The organism is Halobaculum halobium, assembly GCF_030127145.1.
GTDB lineage: Archaea > Halobacteriota > Halobacteria > Halobacteriales > Haloferacaceae > Halobaculum > Halobaculum halobium.
Genome location: NZ_CP126158.1, coordinates 2571233 through 2590654, shown reverse-complemented (window position 1 = coordinate 2590654; position 19422 = coordinate 2571233). Strand labels below are relative to the sequence as shown.

16 protein-coding genes and 2 pseudogenes are annotated in these 19422 nt (G+C 70.7%); 8 read left to right on the top strand and 10 right to left on the bottom strand.

Translation table 11 applies throughout. The annotated features are described in order from the left end of the window. The first annotated feature begins 10 nt into the window (after window positions 1-10). Window positions 11-844, top strand: a complete 834-nt coding sequence (locus P0Y41_RS13520; protein ID WP_284061836.1) for an amidohydrolase family protein — start codon at window positions 11-13, stop codon at window positions 842-844. Between the two features lie 16 nt (window positions 845-860). Here the strand turns inward: P0Y41_RS13520 and P0Y41_RS13515 are convergent, their stop codons facing one another. Then, on the bottom strand, window positions 861-1775 hold the full coding sequence (locus tag P0Y41_RS13515; RefSeq protein WP_284061835.1) for a glycosyltransferase family 2 protein: 915 nt from the start codon (window positions 1773-1775) through the stop codon (window positions 861-863). A 125-nt stretch (window positions 1776-1900) separates the two neighbouring features. Then, window positions 1901-2173 carry a MarR family transcriptional regulator gene (locus P0Y41_RS13510; protein WP_222607189.1) on the bottom strand — a complete coding sequence of 91 codons (273 nt, stop codon included), beginning with the start codon at window positions 2171-2173 and terminating at the stop codon, window positions 1901-1903. A 255-nt stretch (window positions 2174-2428) separates the two neighbouring features. On the opposite strand from P0Y41_RS13510, the gene P0Y41_RS13505 reads away from it, so the two are divergent. After that, window positions 2429-2821: a PPOX class F420-dependent oxidoreductase gene (locus tag P0Y41_RS13505; protein WP_284061834.1), complete on the top strand. Its 393-nt coding sequence runs from the start codon at window positions 2429-2431 to the stop codon at window positions 2819-2821. Window positions 2822-2919: 98 nt separating this feature from the next. Beyond that, window positions 2920-3624, top strand: a complete 705-nt coding sequence (locus P0Y41_RS13500) for a class I SAM-dependent methyltransferase (protein WP_284061833.1) — start codon at window positions 2920-2922, stop codon at window positions 3622-3624. A gap of 130 nt (window positions 3625-3754) precedes the next feature. On the opposite strand, the gene P0Y41_RS13495 is transcribed toward P0Y41_RS13500, so the two are convergent. Continuing rightward, on the bottom strand, window positions 3755-5179 hold the full coding sequence (locus tag P0Y41_RS13495) for a KaiC domain-containing protein (RefSeq protein WP_284061832.1): 1425 nt from the start codon (window positions 5177-5179) through the stop codon (window positions 3755-3757). Between the two features lie 220 nt (window positions 5180-5399). Between P0Y41_RS13495 and P0Y41_RS13490 the strand changes: the two genes are divergently transcribed. Then, window positions 5400-6221 carry an NAD(+)/NADH kinase gene (locus P0Y41_RS13490; RefSeq protein ID WP_284061831.1) on the top strand — a complete coding sequence of 274 codons (822 nt, stop codon included), beginning with the start codon at window positions 5400-5402 and terminating at the stop codon, window positions 6219-6221. Between the two features lie 83 nt (window positions 6222-6304). Here P0Y41_RS13490 and P0Y41_RS13485 read toward each other — a convergent pair whose 3' ends face one another. The 4 genes from P0Y41_RS13485 to P0Y41_RS13470 all read right to left on the bottom strand — a co-directional run bounded on the left by P0Y41_RS13485 (window position 6305) and on the right by P0Y41_RS13470 (window position 11436). Next, window positions 6305-6910 carry an HD domain-containing protein gene (locus tag P0Y41_RS13485; RefSeq protein WP_284061830.1) on the bottom strand — a complete coding sequence of 202 codons (606 nt, stop codon included), beginning with the start codon at window positions 6908-6910 and terminating at the stop codon, window positions 6305-6307. Window positions 6911-6999: 89 nt separating this feature from the next. Further along, window positions 7000-10350 carry a carbamoyl-phosphate synthase large subunit gene (gene carB, locus P0Y41_RS13480; RefSeq protein ID WP_284061829.1) on the bottom strand — a complete coding sequence of 1117 codons (3351 nt, stop codon included), beginning with the start codon at window positions 10348-10350 and terminating at the stop codon, window positions 7000-7002. 174 nt (window positions 10351-10524) lie between these two features. Continuing rightward, on the bottom strand, window positions 10525-11058 hold the full coding sequence (locus P0Y41_RS13475) for a DUF5815 family protein (RefSeq protein WP_284061828.1): 534 nt from the start codon (window positions 11056-11058) through the stop codon (window positions 10525-10527). 57 nt (window positions 11059-11115) lie between these two features. Further along, the gene (locus P0Y41_RS13470; protein ID WP_284061827.1) at window positions 11116-11436 is read right to left on the bottom strand and encodes a hypothetical protein; all 321 of its coding nucleotides are present in this window, start codon (window positions 11434-11436) and stop codon (window positions 11116-11118) included. 114 nt (window positions 11437-11550) lie between these two features. On the opposite strand from P0Y41_RS13470, the gene P0Y41_RS13465 reads away from it, so the two are divergent. After that, entirely contained in the window at window positions 11551-12939 is a 1389-nt protein-coding gene (locus P0Y41_RS13465) for an NAD(P)/FAD-dependent oxidoreductase (protein WP_284061826.1), read from the top strand. On the opposite strand, the gene P0Y41_RS13460 is transcribed toward P0Y41_RS13465, so the two are convergent. Continuing rightward, the gene (locus P0Y41_RS13460; protein WP_284061825.1) at window positions 12940-13152 is read right to left on the bottom strand and encodes an SUI1 family translation initiation factor; all 213 of its coding nucleotides are present in this window, start codon (window positions 13150-13152) and stop codon (window positions 12940-12942) included. Window positions 13153-13274: 122 nt separating this feature from the next. Beyond that, a complete protein-coding gene (icd, locus tag P0Y41_RS13455; RefSeq protein WP_284061824.1) occupies window positions 13275-14537 on the bottom strand; it encodes an isocitrate dehydrogenase (NADP(+)) in 1263 nt (420 codons plus the stop codon). Between the two features lie 117 nt (window positions 14538-14654). Here icd and P0Y41_RS13450 point away from each other — a divergent pair, with 117 nt between their 5' ends. The 3 genes and pseudogenes from P0Y41_RS13450 (at window position 14655) to P0Y41_RS13440 (ending at window position 18500) form a co-directional block, all read left to right on the top strand. Then, on the top strand, window positions 14655-16706 hold the full coding sequence (locus tag P0Y41_RS13450; RefSeq protein WP_284061823.1) for an aldo/keto reductase: 2052 nt from the start codon (window positions 14655-14657) through the stop codon (window positions 16704-16706). After that, window positions 16703-17575 carry a CDP-alcohol phosphatidyltransferase family protein gene (locus tag P0Y41_RS13445; RefSeq protein WP_284061822.1) on the top strand — a complete coding sequence of 291 codons (873 nt, stop codon included), beginning with the start codon at window positions 16703-16705 and terminating at the stop codon, window positions 17573-17575. The genes P0Y41_RS13450 and P0Y41_RS13445 overlap by 4 nt, the downstream gene beginning before the upstream one ends. Window positions 17576-17637: 62 nt before the next feature. Further along, window positions 17638-18500 (top strand): annotated as a pseudogene (locus P0Y41_RS13440) (isoaspartyl peptidase/L-asparaginase). A gap of 34 nt (window positions 18501-18534) precedes the next feature. Here P0Y41_RS13440 and P0Y41_RS13435 read toward each other — a convergent pair. After that, window positions 18535-19391, bottom strand: a pseudogene (locus P0Y41_RS13435) (DUF63 family protein). Window positions 19392-19422: the final 31 nt, after the last annotated feature.

Genomic DNA, 19422 nt, shown 5'->3' with positions numbered 1-19422 from the left:
GAGGAGATAGATGTTGGAGTTGGAGCACGGGTTCCGCGTGGTCGACGTGCACGCGCGCCTCGACCCCGAGGACGGGGCGGTCGTCGCCTCTCGCGGACGCGACAGCTCTCCAGAACGGCTCCAGCGCGAGATGCACCAGGCGGGTGTGGTCCAGTCGGCAGTCGCGCCGGGACCGCGTCCGGCGGGTGAGGGGTACCTCCGCGCGAACAACGCCGTCGCACGCCTCTCGGTCGACCGGCCGTTCCGCGCGATGGCGCGGCTGAACGGTCCCCGCGACCCCGGCGACTCCGCTGTCTCCCGGCTTCGCAACCTCGCTGCCGCTCCCGCGGACCACCACACCGATCCCGGCGACGTGGAGCAGTACGCCTACGACAGCCGCCTTCACGGCTTCGTGCTCGACCCCGTGAGCGACGGGCTCCCGACCGAGGAGACGCTCGACCAGATCGCCGTCGCCGGCGAGCCGGTCATCGTCCACGCCGGACGCGGCTACCCGCCTGACGCGGTCGCCGAGACGGTGCTGTCGTACGACTTCCCGGTGATCCTCTCGTCGTTCGGCGGCTACCCCCTCGATCGGGGGCTGATGGACGATGCGCTGGAGCTGCTGGACTCCCACGACGACCTCTACCTCGACACCGCGTTCGTCCGGTTCCGAGACGTGCTCGAACGGGGGCTCTTGGAACACCCCGACCGCGTGCTGTTCGGCTCGGGCGCGCCCGACACCCATCCCGACGTCGGCGTGATGGAGGTGCTCACGCTCGACGTGCCCGAGGACCTGCTCGACCGCGCGCTCTCGAAGAACGCCGCGCGCGTCATCGACGCGCTGGCTCCCGGTGCGGACGTGTGACAGGCCGCCGTCCCCCTCAGTCCGTCCGTCGGTCGTACCGCGCGACGGCGCGGTCGGCCCGCGCGGTGACGCCGTTCGGGTTCCGCTTCGGCGAGCGGTCGCGGGCGCGGGCGACGAGCCCGTCGGAGGCGCCAGAAGAGATGCCCGCGATCACGTCGCGCCCGTTTCGCGCCCACGAGGTGGGAGTCGCCTCGCCGCCGACGACGTCGCGCAAGGCGCCCGCGGCGTCGCCGACGGCGTGGCTGAGCGTTCGGCGGAGGACCGTCGGTCGGACCCCGTAGTTCTTCGTGAGCCGGTACGCGAGCGCCCGGTACTTCCAGCCGAGGTCCCGGCGCTCGATCCCGCCGTCGGTCGCTTCCGCGCGACGCCGGGCGGCCACGTCGCCGCGCCACGTCACGTCCACGCCCATTCCCGCGAGGCGGTGGGCGGCGTCGCGCGCGCCGCCGGTTTCGAGGTACTCGTCGAACCCGTCCAGCTCCGCCAGCACGGGGCGCGCGAAGACGACGTTGCGGCCGTTGAAATACGACACCTCCCTGTCTGCGATCTGCCGACGCTCGAGCCCGTCGCTCGTCGCGCCGCCGCGCACCGCCCGCCGCAGCGGCCCTGTGGCGACCGACGCCCCCTCGGCGAACGCGTCGGCCACTCCCTCGCGCCACCCGGGTTCGACCTCGTGGTCGTAGCCGAGGAAGGCGATCGCGTCGCCGTCAGCCACCTCCAGGCCCGCGTTGCGGGCGACGTTCACGTTGCGCGCGGCGATCTCGACGAGGACGTCCACGTCGTCGCGGTCGCGGACCATCCCGGTCGTCCCGTCTGCGGAGGGACCGTTCACCACGATCACCTCCACGTCCGGCGCTTCGGCCGCCAGCGCGTCGAGGCTGGCCGCCAGCCTGTCCCGACCGTTGAGCGTCGGGACGACCACCGAGAGCTCCATAGCTCAGGGTAGGAAGTCGTGGACTTAAAAGGGGGGATTCCAACCGGCCTCCGCAACCGACGCGCGGGCGATGACGATGGCGGCGGCGACGGCGTCGAACGGCTTCGGAGCGAGCGACGACCTGCCTACCGGTTCAGGTAGTAGACCTGCTTGCGCGCGTCCTTGAACGAGTACCGCGAGCCGACGAGTCCCTGCTCCTCCAGCCGATTGAGGGCGTAGCGCACGGTGCGGTCAGGGAGCAGCGACTCCTCAGCTAACTGCCCCTGTGAAAGCGGCGCGTCGCCCTCGAGGACCTTGGCGACGAGCTTCGCGCTCGGCGGCAGGTCGCTGAGGAGATCGCGATATTCAGTGTCGGTGAGCGCGTCTGCAGCGTCCGGGTCCGCGGTACTGGTGCTCATACTCCTTCGGAGTTCAAGGGTGCTGGTAAAGGTTGCCTCAATACAAGACCAACTCGTGCATATCCCTTATACGCATAATATCACTGTGCCCGTTCGGGCAGAATCCGCCAGTTCGGCGGGGCGATTCTCTGACAAGTGCCGAGTTCGGTCGGGGAGCGAGCGGAAGGCGACGCGCTGTCGAACCGACGGGACGCCAGCCCCCCGGTGCGGATCGCCGACGCTAACGACCAAGTACCGCCCGGCCGAGGGGAACACGTGATTCCAGCGTCACACGTCGACATCTTCGAGTCGGAGTCGTTCGCGCACCTCTCGACGGTCATGCCAGACGGAACGCCACAGGTTACGCCGGTGTGGGTCGACCACGAGGACCGCGAGTACGTTCTCGTCAACACCGCCCGCGGCCGGCGCAAGGAACGGAACGTCCGGAACAACCCGAAGGTCGGGCTCTCGGTCACCGACCCCGAGGACCCGTACCGCTACGTGTCGGTGATGGGGGAAGCTGAACTCACCGAGGACGGCGCCGTCGAGCACATCGACAAGCTGGCGAAGCGGTACTTCGACGTCGACGAGTATCCGCACCACGGCGAGGAGTCGGGCCCTCGCGTCATCATCCGGATCCCGACCGAGCGGATCGTCACGAGCGGGTGATCGGTCCGTAGAAACCCACGGTGGCGAGCCGCGGACCGCGCCGCAGTCGGCGGGCTATCAGTATCGTTTTACCGCTCGCCCGAGCATCCGGATGTAGTGTGAAGGGCCAGGAGTGGTACCAGGCCGACGCGGTCGCCGAGGAGTACGACAGCAAGCGATTCTCGAAGGGCGGACGCCTCATCGACCGCCGCGAGAAGCGCGCCGTGCTCGAGGCGCTCGCGCCGGTCGAGGACGAACGCGTGCTCGAGATCGCCTGCGGTACCGGACGGTTCACCGTGATGCTCGCCGAGCGGGGCGCCGACATCGTCGGCCTCGACATCTCCGACGCGATGCTCGCGCAGGGACGCGAGAAGGCTCACCGGGCCGGCATCGCGTCGACCGTCGAGTTCATGCGCGGCGACGCCGCCCGGCTCCCGTTCCCTGACGACCACTTCGACGCCGTGTTCGCGATGCGGTTTTTCCACCTCGCGGACACGCCCGCGAAGTTCCTCGCAGAGATGGCGCGCGTCTCGAAGGACGTGGTCTTTTTCGACACGTTCCGGGGGTCATCGTTCCGCGTGCTGTACAACTGGGCGCTTCCGATGGGGTCGCGGCTGTACGGGCGCGAGGAGGTCGAGCGGCTCGTCGACGGCGCCGGCTTGCGCCTCCGCCAGGCCGACCACGACTTCGTGTTCCCCTACGGGTTCTATCGCGAAGTGCCGAACGCCGTCGCCGACCCCTTCTGGTCGCTTGATCAGGCGATCGGTTCGAACCAGATCGGCGAGAAGCTCTCGTCGGTCTCCTACTGGACCGCCGAGGTCTGACCCGCTTGGTCGTCGTCAGCCGGTCGCGGTTCACTGTCGACCGTCGGAAGTCGGAGTTCGGCTCGAAGCGCCGCTCACGCCGGAGACGTGACGCTGGCCGCAACCCCGGGAGCCGTCCCGGGTATCCGGCTCAGAAGATGTTCGCCTGCCGGTACACCGAGATGCCGTCGTTCATGATCTCGTAGGGCTTCGTCTCGCGCGAGTGGTTCGCGTCGCGGATCTTCTGGATCTCGACGGCGAGGCGCGTCTCGCGGAAGTCCGACGGGCGCACGTACTGGAGGACGAACACGGCGTCGGTGAGGTACTCCACGATGCCGTGGCGCGACGCGTAGGGGTTGTCCTCGCTCGCCTCGCTCGTCAGCATCGTCGTCACGCCCGCCTGTTTCAGCGACCTGGTGAAGTCGAACACCTCCGAGCGGCGCTTGCTCGGATGGTCGTACATCATCTCCAGCAGCGAGACGGAGTCGAGAACGAGTCGGTCGGCGCCGAACTCGGTGACGAGCCGGGAGATGTCGTCGCGGATGGAGTCCAGCGAGTTCGCCATCTCGATGGGGTCCATGGAGATGACCGCGAGGCGGTCCTCCTCGGCGTAGCGACGGTACTCCCACCCCTTCTCTTCGGCTGTCGAGAGGATCCGCTCTCTGGACTCCTCGAGCGTGATGTACACCGCGTCGCCGTCGTTCTTCAGCGCCTCGGTAAGGAACTGGAGCCCGAACGTCGTCTTGCCCGTCCCGGCGCTGCCGACGACCGCCATCAGCGACCGCTCGGGGACGCCGCCGAGGATCATCTCGTCGAGCCCCTCGATCCCGATGTCGATCCGTTTGATGTCCGACTCGAACTCCTCCTCGTCGAAGTCGGGACCGCCGCCGGCGATCCCGCCCCCTCCGAACCCACCGCCACCGAAGTCGCCGAATCCGCCACCGAACTCGTCACCCCCCGCACCTCCCGGGCCACCGCCGTCCTGGCCCCCAGATCCCGGCGCGTTCTGCATCGCCGCGCCGAAATCGTCCCCGAACGGGTCGTCCATCGGGTCGTCGCCACCGGTGCCGGCGGGGTCTGCCGCGTCGTCGCTCACCCCGCCGAACGGGTCGGTCGAACCGTCCGCCGAGTCAGGGTCCGCGGACGAGCCGGCTCCTGTCTCGCCTGTCGACTGGTCTGGTCGGACGTCCTGACCTTCGGCGTCTTCGTCGCGCTCGCCGCTGGCGTCGGTCCCCCCGAACTCTGGGTCACCCGCGGAGTCCGGCTCCGCCGTCTCGACGCGACGCGGTTCGAAGTCGTCGCCGAAGGCCGCGTCGAACGAACCGCCGTCGAGATCGTCGAAGTCGTCGTCGAACTCGCCCTCGGCGGGGTCGACGTCCGCCTCGAACGGGGGGTCGCCCGACGCGGCGTCGTCGCCAGCGCCTGCCGGCTCCTCCTCTCTCGACGTTCGATCGTCATCTGCGTGATCACCGTCGGCTCGCTCGTCGCTGGCTCGCTCGTCGTCGGACTCGGGCTCCTCACCGTCTTCGTCGGCTTCCCGGAGGGCGCGTTCGTACCAGTCGTCGTCGTCGCTCACGGTCGGCTCCTCCCGCGTGCTCGGTCCACCGTCGCCCGCCGTGGCGGGGCACGCGCGGCGTGCGCCGTCCTCGACCGTTCGCTCATCGTCACCTCGGAGACGGGCCGCGGGCATGAATGTTCCCCAGCGTACCCGCGCTCCTGCGCGCTCACGTGACCGACCCCGCGGGTCATCAGCCGCTGTCGAGTGGCTTTTTGACCGGGGGCGGCCACGTCCGGGTATGGAAGTCGGCATCGTCGCCCAGCGGGGGAACACCCGCGCGGCGTACCTGGCGGAGGACCTGCGCGATCGGCTCCGAGCAGGCGACGTGCGCGTCACCGTCGACGAGGCGACAGCCTCTGCCCTCGACCTCGAGGGCATCCCCGTCTCCGCGATGGACCGCGTCGATCTCGTCGTCTCTATCGGTGGCGACGGGACGTTCCTCTTTGCGGCCCGCGGCGCCGGCGGCGTGCCGATACTCGGCGTGAACCTCGGCGAGGTCGGGTTTCTCAACGGCGTCACGCCCGACAACGCGGTCGACGCGGTGCTCGCCGAGGTCGACGCGTTCCGCGGCGACGGGATGCACGTCCGCGAGGCCCCACGGATCGCCGCCGAGTGCGAGGGCTGGCGCTCGGATCCGGCGGCCAACGAGATCGTCGTCCAGGGTGGCCGACGCGGTCGCGGCGGCGGCGTGGGGTACGAGGTCCGCGTCGACGGGTCGCTCTACTCCAGCGGTCACGCAGACGGCGTGCTCGTGTCAACTCCGACCGGGTCGACCGCGTACAACCTCTCGGAGGGCGGACCGCTCGTTCACCCGTCGGTCGACGGCCTGGTCGTCACAGAGATGTGCGCCGAGGACGGGATGCCCCCGCTGTTGGTCGGATCAGACGCGACCGTGAGCGTTACCCTCACCGACACCGACGAGGCCGTCGTCATCACCGACGGCCGCGATCAGCGGACCCTCGAGGTCCCCACCGAGGTGACCGTCGCGACGACGGAGCCGCCGGTCCGGATCGCCGGGCCCTCCTCGGACTTCTTCGAGGCGCTCGGGAAGCTCGAGTAAGTCGCGCGGCGGTGCGGTGTGAGGTCGTCCGAAGCGTGACGGGTCCACTCCGCGGTCGCGTCTACTCGACACGCCGCGGGCCCTCACGCGTCGCGCAGGTCCTCCAGGGCCTGCGCGCGGATCGCCGCGGCGGCGACCTCGTCGGCCCGCTTCACCACGACCGCCTCGGGCGTCGCGGGTTCGACGGTGGTCCGTCCGGTGTGCGAGAGCACGACGTGCGACAGCGCGACCGGCAGCCCCGCCGCCTCACAGACGTGGACGCCGACGTAGGGGTGGCCGAGCAGGTCGTAGTAGTCGGTTGTGACCGCGTCGCCGCCTTCGCCGGGCGCGAACTCGTACAGTTTGCTGATGTCGTGGACGAGCGCGCCCGCGACCACGAGGTCGCGGTCGATCCCGAGATCGGGACGGCGGTCGGTAAGGGCGTCCGTCAGCGCCGTCGCCAGCGCGGTCACGTCGTTGACGTGCTCCACGTTCGTCTCGTCGGGAAGACCGAGGCGAGCCTGTTCGTCCGGGAGCCACGGCACCGCCGCGAGGTCGGTCCAGTCCGTCTCGGCGAGTGCCAGCGCGTACGCGTCGCGGACGCTCGTGCGGAGATCGGGATCGTCGATCCCCGCGAACGCGGGGAACACCTCGGCGAGATCGTCGGGGAGCTGATCGGCAACCGTCGAGGGCGCGTCTTCGTCGGTCACGCGCTGCAGTTCGCGCGCCCACGTGAAAAGGGGGCCGCAGGCCGGTGTGGTTGCGAGCGTGGCTGCGACCGTCGTCAGTCGATAGCCCGTCAGTCCCTCCGTCCCCACGCCGCCGTGCGGCGCGGGCGCTCAGAGACCGCGAGCACGTCCAGGTCCTGGCCGCGGGAGGCGAGCGCCTCGAGCGACGCCTCGACCGACTCGGTCGTCGAGAGGTACGCGACCTCCTCGGAGACGGCCGCGCGCAGCGCGTCGACCTCGTCGGATATCAGCAAGTCAATGTCGCCGCGGCGCAGCGCCTCCGCCACGTCACCGACCGGCTCGACCTCGTAGTACTCCTCCAGCCCCGCGCGGAGGTGCTCGTACTCCTCGGTGCCCCTCCGCGGGAGGCTGTCGCCGACCGTCTCGAACGCGACCACGCCGCCGTCGGGGAGCCGCTGGCCCGCCGCGTCCAGCGCCTTCCCGTAGGCGACGCCGAAGTCGCTCGCCGTACCCATCACCTCGCCCGTGGACTTCATCTCGGGGCCGAGGCGCGGGTCCGAATTCGGCAGGCGATCGAACGGCAGGACGACCTCCTTCACCGAGAAGTGTTCGGGGATCGCCTCGTCGACGGCCATGTCCGCAAGCGACTCGCCGGCCATGACGCGGGCGGCGAGCTTGGCGATGGGGACGCCCGTCGCCTTCGAGACGAACGGGACCGTGCGCGAGGAGCGCGGGTTCGCTTCGAGGACGTACACCTCGCCGTCGCGCACCGCCAGCTGGACGTTCATCAGCCCGACCGTGTCGAGGGCGTCTGCGATCTCCTCGGTCACCTCGCGCACACGGGCCATCGTCTCCTCGTCGAGCGAGCGCGGCGGGATGACGCACGCGGAGTCGCCGGAGTGGACGCCCGCGGCCTCGACGTGTTCCATCACGCCGCCGATGAGCACGTCCTCGCCGTCGGCGACGGCGTCGACGTCGAGCTCGACCGCGTCGGCGAGGAACTCGTCGACGAGGATCGGCTTGTCCGGGGAGACGCGCACGGCCTCCTCGATGTACTCCTTCAGCTCGTCGTCGTCGTCGACGACGCGCATCGCGCGTCCGCCGAGCACGTAGCTCGGGCGGACCAGTACCGGATAGCCCAGTTCCCGGGCCAGCCCCAGCGCCTCCTCCTCGCTGGTCGCGGACCCGCCTTCCGGTTGGGCAATGCCGCGCTCGTCCATGAGGCGGTTGAAGCGGTCGCGGTCTTCCGCCAGGTCCATCGCCTCGACGGCGGTGCCCATGATGTCGCACTCGACGCCGCGGCGCTCCAGTTCGTCGCGCAGCGGCTCGCCGATGTCGACGGAGGTCTGCCCGCCGAACTGGATCATCACGCCGTCTGCGGCGGTCGCCTCGATAACGTCGGCGACCTCCTCGGCGGTGATCGGTTCGAAGAACAGCCCGTCGGAGGTGTCGTAGTCCGTCGACACCGTCTCGGGGTTGTTGTTCACGACGTGCGCGTCGATGCCCTGTTCGCGCAGCGCGCGCACCGCGTGCACCGAGCAGTAGTCGAATTCGACGCCCTGACCGATGCGGATTGGGCCGCCGCCCACGACGACGACGCTCTCGGCGTCGCGGTCGACGCGCAGCTCGCCGCCGGCGGCGTCGCCCTCGAACGGACCGGAGAACCACTCCGGCTTGCGCGAGGAGTAGTAGTACGGCGTCGACGCCTGGAACTCGCCGGCGCAGGTGTCGACCTGCTTGTACGTCCGGCCGGGGACGTTCGCCTCGACCTCACCGACGCCGGCGCGGGCGGCCGAGACCGGGATCCCCTCGTCGGTGGTCTCGACGCCGGCGGCGCCGGCGGCCGCCGCCTCGGTCGCCCCGGCGGTCCGCCACGCGCCGCGCGTCTCGGGTAGCCACGTCAGGCTGCTATCCTCGAACACGTTGCCGGCGAGCGCGCTGATCTCGGCGTTGGTGAAACCGGCAATCGCCGCCGGAGTGAACTCGCCGTCGACGACTTCCTTGCTCGCCTCGACGATCCGGTGGAAGCGCTCGACGTACCACTCGTAGATGCCGGTCGCCTCGACGACCTCCTCGAGGGAGAAGCCGCGCTCGAACGCCTCGAACATCGCGTACGGGCGGTCGGGGCTCGGACGTTCCAGGTACTGTGCGGTCAGTTCGTCGTCCTCCAAGTCGCCGAAGTCCACGGCGGGGTCGTACTCGGAGGAGCGGAGCGCCTTCAGGAGGCTCTCCTCGAAGGTGCGGCCGATGGCCATCGCCTCGCCGGTCGACTTCATCGCCGTCGAGAGCGTGAAGTCGGTCTCGTCGAACTTGTCGATGGGCCAGCGCGGCACCTTCGTCACGACGTAGTCGATGGCGGGCTCGAACGCCGCCGTCGTCTCGCCGGTGATCTCGTTGGTGATCTCGTGGAGGCGCTTGCCGAGCGCGACCTTCGCGGTGACGCGGGCGATGGGGTAGCCCGTCGCCTTCGACGCCAGCGCCGAGGAGCGCGACACGCGGGGGTTCACCTCGACGACGCGGTACTCGCCGCCGGGGGTGCCGTCGTCGCGCCACGCGAACTGGATGTTACAGCCGCCCTGAATGCCCAGGTCGCGGATCACTTCGAGCGCGGCGTCGCGCATCTCCTGGTGGCCGTCGTCGGGGATGACCTGCGAGGGCGTGACGACGGTGGACTCGCCCGTGTGGATGCCCATCGGGTCGAGGTTCTCCATGTTGCAGATGATGACACAGGAGTTGTCCGCGTCGCGCATCACCTCGTACTCCAGTTCGACCCACCCGGAGATGGACTCGGTGATGAGCACCTCGGAGTTGCGCGAGAGGCGAAGCCCCTTGCGCACGCGGTCGAGCAGCTCGTCCATCTCGTCGACGACGCCCGACCCGCTCCCGCCGAGGGTGTAGGTCGTGCGCGCGATGACGGGGAGTCCGCCGACTTCGTCGACCGCGTCCTCGACGCGGTCGCGGAGGTCCTCCTCGGTGAGCTGTGTGACCGACTCGTCCTCGTCCATCGAGATGGTCGTCGAGGCGGGGACCGGCTGGCCCAGCCCCTCCATGCGCTGGCGGAACAGGTCGCGGTCCTCGGTCGCGTAAATCGTGTCCAGCGGCGTCCCCATGATCTCCACGTCGTGCTCGTCGAGCACGCCCTCCTCCGCCAACTCGGCGGTGACGTTGAGGCCGGTCTGACCGCCCAGGCCGGCGATGACGCCGTCGGGGTTCTCCGTGGCGATGACCTCCGAGATCGCCTCGGTCGTGATCGGCTCGATGTACACCTTGTCCGCCATCTCCGGGTCCGTCATGATCGTCGCCGGGTTGGAGTTGACGAGGACGACTCGCGCGCCCTCCTCTTGCAGCGCGCGACACGCCTGCGCGCCGGAGTAGTCGAACTCTGCCGCCTGTCCGATCTGGATGGGCCCGCTGCCGATGAGGAGAATGGTCCGGCTCTCCCCGTCGGTGTCCTGACTCATTACCGTCTCCGAGTGCGTTCATCGTAATAAGGCCGACGGAACACATCGATTTTCGTAGCTGATTTACGAAATTCGTAATGCCACGGTGTACCACACCGCGCTGCACGGACTCACAGGTTGTCGGCGTCGCTGTCGCGCCTCCAATCGGAGCCGGAGAAAACGCCGCTCGCGGGGTTAGACGTACACGTCGTCGGCGTCGAGGTCCCGCTCGGCGCGGTACTGGTCGACGAACTCCTGTACGTCGAACTCGATCATCTGCTCTTCGAACTGCGTCATCGCGGTCGAGTCGTCGGCGTGGCTCACCGCGTGCTCCATCAGCTCGATCACGAGTTCGACGATGATCTCGTGGAGCCGCCGCGAGTCGAACTCCGTGATCCACAGCATCGAGTAGCCCATGTCGGGGTTCTCGCTCGCGTCGGCGGCCGTCACCCGTTCGGGGAACTCCTCCAGCACGATGCCCATCAGGTGCGGGGTGGCGAACTCCGGCATCTCCTCGCTGGTCGTCTCGACGGCCTCCTGAAGCGTCGTGACGAGGAACTCCGGGAGGAAGCGCTCGGGCGGGTTCACGTCGGTGACGACGCCGTGGGTCGCCCCGCACGCGCAGTCGTACTCGCGCATGCCGAGGTCGAACACCGACATCGACCGCGTCTCGCCGCACGGCAGCTCGACAGCGTCGTCCCCGCCTCCGGGGACGCGCGGTTCGCTCATACCAGCCGTTGGCGCCCGCGTGGGTTAAAAAGCGCGTTCGCCGCCGCCGACGGCGCCTTACTCCTCGCTGGCTTCACCGGGTTCGGTGTCGGGCTCCGCGTCCGAGCCGCCATCGCCGTTTTCTTGCTCGTCGTCCCCGTCGCCGTCGTCCGCTTCGTCGTGCCCGCCGTCGTCTCGCTCCTGCTCGCTCTCGTCGTGGCCGTCCGCTGCCGATTCGTCTCGACCGCGGCGTTCGACCTCGACTTCGACCTCGATCTCCAGTCCGTCGGTCTCCAACTCGGCCTCGTACTCGGTGGCGTCGCCGACCTCGACCTCCAGTTCGTCGCTGTCGACCTCTACTTCCACTTCGACGTCCACCTCGATGTCGTCGTCTGCCATGCCCTCAGGTTCGTGTGCCAGGGGCTTCAGCGTTCTCGCCGAGCCGACGGTCGACTCCGACGCTCGCGGCGACCATCCGCAAGCGACTTGCCACGCCGCGGCGCAGTCCCCGCCATGATCGCTATCGTCGGCGGCGGCATCGCGGGCCTGGCCGCCGCGCGTCGCCTGCGCGCGAACGGGCGCGAGGTGACGGTGTACGAGGCCGGCGGCGAGAACGCGCTGGGCGGACTCGCGCGCACCTACGAGACCGCGGGCGACGACATCGAGCAGTTCTACCACCACCTCTCGAAGTCCGAGGAGACGATCGTCGAGTTGGCCGAGGAACTGGGGCTGGGCGACCGGTTGGAGTGGCTCGTCGGGAAGAACGCTTACTACGTCGACGGCGTGGTCCACCCGCTGGACACGCCCTGGCAGATCCTCGCGTACCCGCACATGAGCGTGTACGACAAGTTCCGGCTGGGGATGCTCACCCTCGAGATCGACGTGCGCGGCGGGATCCCCTCGTTCGACACGTACGACGACCTCGGGGATTTCGAGGACGTGCCGATCAGGGACTTTCTGCTGGATCACACCTCCCGCGGCGTGTACGAGAACTTCTTCGAGCCGCTGCTGGACGCCAAGTTCGGCTCCCGGAAGGACGACGTGAGCGCGGCGTGGCTGCTCGGCCGGGTGAAGTTCCGCGGCGAGCGCGACCTCCTCAGGGGGGAGATCCTCGGCTACTTCGACGGCGGCTTCGCGCCCGTCATCGACGCGCTCGTCGACGACGTGGGAATGGAGAACGTCGAGACGAACGCCCGCGTCGTCGACCTCGACACCGGCGCCACAGGCGCCGGGGACGGCGCCGGCGGTGGGGACGACGGCAGCGACGCGAGCGGCGAGCAGGGCAGCGACGGCGCCGCGGTCTCCGCGATCACCGTCGAGCAGGACGGCGAGACGCGCACGGAGGCCGTCGACGGCGTCGTCGTCGCGACGATGCCGAACGTGCTGGAGGATCTGACGGGCTACGCCTGCGACATCGACTTCCAGGGGGCCGTCTGCGCGGTGGTCACGATGGACGAGCCGCTGACGGACACCTACTGGCTCAACATCGCCCACGACGCCCCCTTCGGCGCGCTCATCGAGCACACGAACTTCGTGCCGCCCGAGCGCTACGGCGGCGACCACCTGCTGTACGTCGCCAGCTACGTGCAGACCGAGGACGAGTGGCTCGCGACCGCTTCCGAGGAGGAGATCGAGGACCGCTGGCTCGACCACATCGGAGAGATGTTCCCCGACTTCTCGCGCGACTGGGTCTCGGAGTTCCGCATGGCCCGCGCCCCGCGCGCGGCGCCCGTCTACGAGCGCGGCTACCGCGACATGGTCGTCCCGTACGACCTCGCGGACGAGGTCGCCGACGGGCTGTACTACGCCGGGATGGCCAGCGCGGCGCAGTACCCCGAGCGCAGCCTCAACGGCGGCGTCGTCGCCGGGTACGAGTGCGCCGACCAGATCCTCGGGGAATAGTCACCGGAGGCGTCGCGGGTGCAGCGTCGATCCGGGACCGGTTCGCGCGGCGCAAAAACAAGTCGCGTCGCGGTCGAATCCCTCGATCACGGTGATGGGCTTGTTGTACGTGCGGCGCTCGACGCGAACCGAGAGCGTCTGTTTTGAGCGGTCCAGACCTGCGGTCAGGTCGTCCCGGACCCCATCGAAGAGGTCCTCACGGGCGCCTTCCACGTCTACTCGTACGTGGCGAGGCGTGAAAAACGGGAGCGCGTTCGTGCGCTGCTCGCGTGAGAGAGACGGGGACACCGCGATTTCGCCCGGAGAGGGCCCCGGCGATCCGCGACGGTCGTCGATTACGCGAGGTCGTGGATGCGCTCGACGACCTCGTCGGCGAACTCGGAGGTGGCGAGCTTCGTGGCGCCCTCGCGCTGCCGCTCGAGGTCGTAGGTGACGCGACCCTCGCTGATCTGCTGCTCGACGGCGTCGCGGACGAGGTCCGCGGCGTCGTTCCAGCCGAGGTAGTCGAGCATCTCGCGGCCCGACAGGATCATCGCGGTCGGGTTCACCTTGTCCTGGCCGGCGTACTTGGGCGCGGAGCCGTGGACGGGCTCTGCCAGCGCCTTCCCCTCACCGTAGTTGACGCCCGGCGCGATGCCGAGGCCGCCGATCTGGGCGCCTGCGGCGTCGGACATGTAGTCGCCGTTGAGGTTCATCGTCGCGATGACCTCGTACTCGTCCGTCCGCGTGAGGAGCTGCTGGAGCATGTTGTCGGCGATGCGGTCGTTGACGACGACCGTGCCCTCGGGCTGCTCGCCGTCGTGCTCGTCCCACAGTTCGTCCTCGGTGATCACGTCCTCGCCGTACTCCTCCTCTGCGACCTCGTAGCCCCAGTCGCGGAAGGCGGCCTCGGTGAACTTCATGATGTTCCCCTTGTGGACGAGCGTGACCGAGTCGCGGTCGTTCTTGACCGCGTAGTCGATAGCCTCGCGAATGAGGCGCTTGGAGCCGAACTCGGTGATTGGCTTGACGCCGATCCCGACGGGACCGTCGTGGATGGTCGAGTCGAAGCCCATGTCCTCCTCGACGAACTCGCGGACCTGCTCGACCTCGTCGGTGCCGGCCTCCCACTCGATGCCGGCGTACACGTCCTCGGTGTTCTCCCGGAACGTGATCATGTCCATCTTCTCGGGGTTCTTGACCGGCGAGGGGACGCCGTCGAGGTGGTACGTCGGCCGGACGTTCGCGTACAGGTCGAGCGTCTTGCGCAGCGCGACGTTGAGCGATCGGAAGCCGGATCCGACGGGCGTCGTCAGCGGTCCCTTGATGCCGACGCGGAACTCGCGGAACGCCTCGACGGTCTCGTCGGGCAGGTTCTCGTCGTACTTCTCGCGGGCGGACTCGCCGGCGTATACGCGCATCCAGGCGATGGATCGGCCGGTCGCCTCGGCGGCCGCGTCCAGTACCTTCTGGGCCGCGGGGCCCACGTCGGTGCCGATGCCGTCGCCGTGGATGATCGGGATGATGGGATTCTCGGGAACGTCTAGTTCGCCCGTCTCCTCGTCGGCGAGAGTGATGACCTCGCCCTCCTCGGGGCGTTCGGCGATGTCGTAGCTCATAGGCTACAAGCGGCTTCCGACGGCGAGCGAAAAAGCCTGCCGTTCTCCGTCTCCCGCGGACGATCCGGCGACGCAACCGCCCTCCGGTTATTTGGTCGGCCGTCCCGTAGCCCGGCCGTGGACTGTCTGCTCGTCGGCGCCGGCGCGGTCGCTCGCCAGTACACGACCGACCTCGACGGGTCGTCGCTGTCGCTCGCGGCCGTCTGCGACCTCGATCGCGACCGCGCCGCGTCGCTCGCGCGGACGGTGGCTGATTCGAACGACTGCGGCGGTTCCGGGTCGATCGCCGGCCGTCCAGCCGTCTACGCCGACCTCGACGCGATGCTGGCCGCCGAGGACGCCCCGCTCGTCGTCAACCTCACCAGTCACGCGGCGCACGCTGCGGTGACGCAGACGTGCCTCGAGGCGGGCCGGCACGTCTTCTCGGAGAAACCGCTCGCCCTCGATCCGGCGGAGGCCGGCGACCTCCTCGGACTCGCTCGCGACCGCGGTCTCGCGCTCGGCTGCGCGCCGATCGCCCCCGAGTGCGACGCCCAGCGCCACGCGCGGACGCTCCTGTCGGACGGTCGCATCGGCGACGTGGGGCTCGCGTACGCGACGGCCCACGTCGGCCGCGTGACCCAGTGGCACGAGCGACCCGACTCATTCCTCTCGGTCGGCCCGCTGTTCGACGGTGCGGTGTACCCGCTGTCGGTCCTCGTCGACTGGTTCGGCTCCGTCGCGCGGGTGCGCTCGGCGGACGCCGTCGACGTCTGGCCCGAACGCGAGGAGCGTCGCCCGGAGGCGCCCGCACACGTCGAAGCGACCGTGGAGTTCGCCGACGGCCCGGTCGTCTCCCTCCGCGCGAGCCTGTACGCCGACCACCGCAGCCGGGAGTTCTACTCGCTGGAGTGCCACGGCGACGACGGGACGCTCTACCTCGCGGACGCCGGGGCGATGGCCGCCGACCGCGACGCAGTCCGGGTCCGCGGCGGCGACCGCGAGTCGGTGTCCGCGCCACATCCGCGGCCGCGACGCGAGCGCTCGCACCTCGACGGCCCTGAACGACTCGCCCGAGCGATCGGTCGCGGCGACCGCCCCCGGTCGTCGGCGCGGCGCGCGGCCCACGTCGTTGCCGTCTGCGCCGCGATCGAGGCGGAGGCGACCGACCCGGATGGAACCGGACGCACGGTGGACGGGCCCGACGCTGGCCGGACGCCCGCCGGCGTCGACGCTCGCGGGCTCACGGCCGGCGTCGGCCAGGTGTCAGCTCCGACGGTCCGCCCGCCGGCGTCCGAGCTCACCGACGGCACCGCACTCCGGCTCCCGCCGGTCGGCTTCGGCTGTTCGCGCTACCGGGACGGGACGTACGTCGACCGGACCGACTCGGTCGCGATCGCGCTCGATGCCGGCTATCGGCTGCTCGACTCGGCGGAGCTGTACGGCAACGAGTCGCGCATCGGCGACCTGCTCGCGGCACCGGGGACCCCCGGCCGCGAGGGGCTGTTCCTGCTCGGGAAAGCGTGGAACACGAACCACGGCCACCTCCGGGAGGCGTGCGAGGGATCGCTGGCGGAGCTCGGCGTCGACGCGTTCGACTGCTACGCGCTCCACTGGCCCGACGCGTGGGCGTATCAGGGGCCGCTCCGCCGGCTCGCCGACCGTCCGGTCGACGAGCAGGAGGCGGTGACGTTCCCGACGGACGAGGACGGGGAGCGCGCGACCGCCGACCGCGACCTCGCCGACACGTGGCGCGATCTCGCCGCCCTGCGGGAGGCGGGGCTGACCCGAACGATCGGGATCTGCAACGTCGGCCTCGACCGGCTCCGCAGGCTGGTCGCCGAGACGGGGATCGAACCCGCGCTGGTGCAGGTGGAGCGCCACCCGTACACCCCGAAACAGGACCTCGTCTCGTGGTGTCACGAGCGGGGAATTCGGATGATCGCCCACTCGCCGCTGTCGGCGCCGGGGCTGCTCGACGACCCCGTCGTGACCGCGGTTGCAGCGGAGGCGGACGCGACGCCCGCCGAGGTGATCCTCGCGTGGGACGTCGCTGCCGGCGTCGTCCCGATCCCCGCCAGCACCGACCGCGAGCACGTCGTCTCGAACCTCGCGGCCGCGCGCCTCGAACTGACTGCCGACCAGCGCGCTCGCCTGGACGGACTCGCCGATCCGGAGTTTGAGCGATGAGGGGACCAGCCCGTGACGACGGTCGAGCGGTGGTCCTCGCGCCGGTCACCGTCGCCGTCGCCGCGGCGGCGATCGCCGCGGTCGCGGTCGGCGCGGGCGCGGTGACCGCCGGCGTCGGCCCCGAAGCCGCCGGGGCGTGGCTGCTCCCTGTGGCGGTCGTCGTCGCCTGGGAGAGCGTGTTTCTCGCCCGTCGGACGGGACTGAACCACCCGCCCGGCGACCCCGGCGCAGTCGCCGCCGGCATCGGCGTCGCCAACGCCGTGACGCTCGGCCGAGGGCTCCTGTACGCCGGCGTCGCGGGGTTCGTCCTGACCGGACCGCTCGCGGGGGCGTGGGCGTGGGCGCCGGCGCTGTTGTACGGGATAGGGGCGGCGATGGACGCCGTCGACGGCGCGCTCGCGCGCCGTTTCGGCCGCCCGACGGTTCTTGGGGCGAAACTGGACATGGGGATCGACACGCTCGGGTTCCTCGTCGCGCCGCTGGTCGGGGTGGCGTGGGGGCGCCTGCCGGTCTGGTACCTCACGCTGTCGGCCGCGCGCTACCTGTTCAAACTGGGTCGCTGGCGGCGTCACCGCCGCGGACTCCCCGTGTTCGATCTCCCAGACAGCCGCGTTCGACGACCGCTCGCGGGGGTCCAGATGGCGTTCATCGCCGTCGCGCTCGCGCCCGTGCTCCCGCCGTTCGTGGTCGCGGTGCTCGCGGGCGTGGTCGTCGTCCCCTCGCTTGCGGTGTTCGTCCGCGACTACCTCGCGGTCGCCGGGCACCTGAGCCGCGCGGAGGTTGACGCCGGCGTCGACGCCGACACCGAGACTGGCACTGACGGCGACACCGGCGTGACGGGCGACGGGGCCGACCCGGCCGACGACTGAACGGGGCCGACTCGCCGGCCGCTTCCCGTGGATTGATGCCCGCCGCCGCCGCCGAGTGAGCCATGCGAGTGATCTGTCACGGCGGCGCGGGCGGCGTCCCCGAGGAACCGGAGCCCAGACAGGCGGTCCTCGACGAGGCCGCGGGGGCGGGGGCCGGCGAGTCGACCGCCGTCGACGCCGTCGTCGCCGCCGTCGAGGTGCTCGAGGAGTCGCCCCGGTTCAACGCCGGCTACGGCGGCGCGGTCCAGTCGGACGGGATCGTCCGCACCGACGCGGGGATCATGACCGAGGAGCGCGACGCCGGCGCGGTCGCGTCGATGCCGGGCGTCGCCGACGCCGCCGCGGTCGCGCGCGTCGTCATGGAGGAGACGCCCCACGTGGCTGTCTCGGGCGTCCACGCGGTCGACCTGGCCGACGACTTCGGGATCGATGTCGAGCGCGACCTCCTCACCGACGACGAGCGCGAGGAGTACGAGGCCGCCGACCCGCCCGAACCCGACGCCGGACCGACGGCGCACCTCGGCTGGCTCGACGAGCGGTTCGGCGGCCACGACACGGTCGGCGCGGTCGCCCACGACCCGACGACGGACGCCTTCGCCGCCTGCACCTCGACCGGCGGCCGGCGGTTCGCGCTCGCGGGCCGCGTCGGCGACGTGCCCCAGATCGGCTCGGGCTTCTTCTGTGCGCCCGCCGGGGCGCCAGCGCCACCGGCGCCGGCGAGGACATCGCGAAGGCGACCCTGACGCGACGGGCGGTGCGCCACCTCGAGAACGGGCTCGACGCCCAGGCGGCGGCCGACCGCGCGATCGAGGAGTTCGGGGAACTGACCGGCTCCGCCGCCGGCGTCATCGTGCTCGACGAGTCGGGCGCCGGGTCGGCGTACAACTCCGAGGGAATGCAAACGAGCGTCGCGACCGCGGAGTAGCCGCCGGGATCCGACCGCCCGCGCGGTCCCGGTTCTACGCGACTTCCACCGCGAACAACAGCGCGTTGTGGACGCCGGGGCCGAGCCCGACGGCGGTCACGAGCGCCAGCAGCGCGTGACCGTAGCGGGGTTCCTCGCGCACCGTCGGCGCGAGCGCGAGGACGACGACGCAGGCGACCGCGAGCTTCACGAGGACGAACAGCCAGCCCGCGCCGAGCAGTTCGGCGGTGGGCAGTCCGGCCGCGAACTCGATGATCAGCCGCGAGGCGGGCGTGCGCTCGCCGAAGCCGAGCAGGTCGATCCCGACGGCGGTCGTCACCCCGTCGACGCCGTGGGCAGCGACCGCGAGCAGCCCCGCGCGTCCGGCGACCGCGGCGCCGTCGCGCACGCGGTACAGGATCGCGCCGACGGCGACGCCGAGGGCGGCGCCGGCGACCAGCCCCGCAGCCGGCAGGCCGGGCGAGAGCGTCCCGTTCGCGATCCCGTATCGGGCGACTCCGCCGAGGAAGGGGACCAGCGCGAGCGCGCCGGCGACGCCGAGCGCGAGGGCGTCGTCGCGGGCGACGGAACGCGCGGCGACCCAGACGCCCCCGCGACGACCGCGGTCGTGAGGTACGCGCTCGGCGTGCCGAACAGCGGCGCGGCGGCGTCGGGCAGCGCGCCCAGGGCGTACAGAACGTGACCGGCGGCGCCGACGCACATCCACGGCACCAGCGCGAGCACGTGGCGGCCGCCGAAGTCGGGGTCACGTCGGCGCAGCGTCAGCCCGACAGCCGCGAGTCCGGCGACAAGCGCCGCCAGATACGGCAGCGGCGGTAGCCCGAAGCCGGCCGGGAGCACGAGCGGCGGCCCCGGGAACAGCGCCGGCCGCACGAAGACGAGAGCCTCCATGCCGATGGGCGCGCGCCGGCGAGTGAAAGCG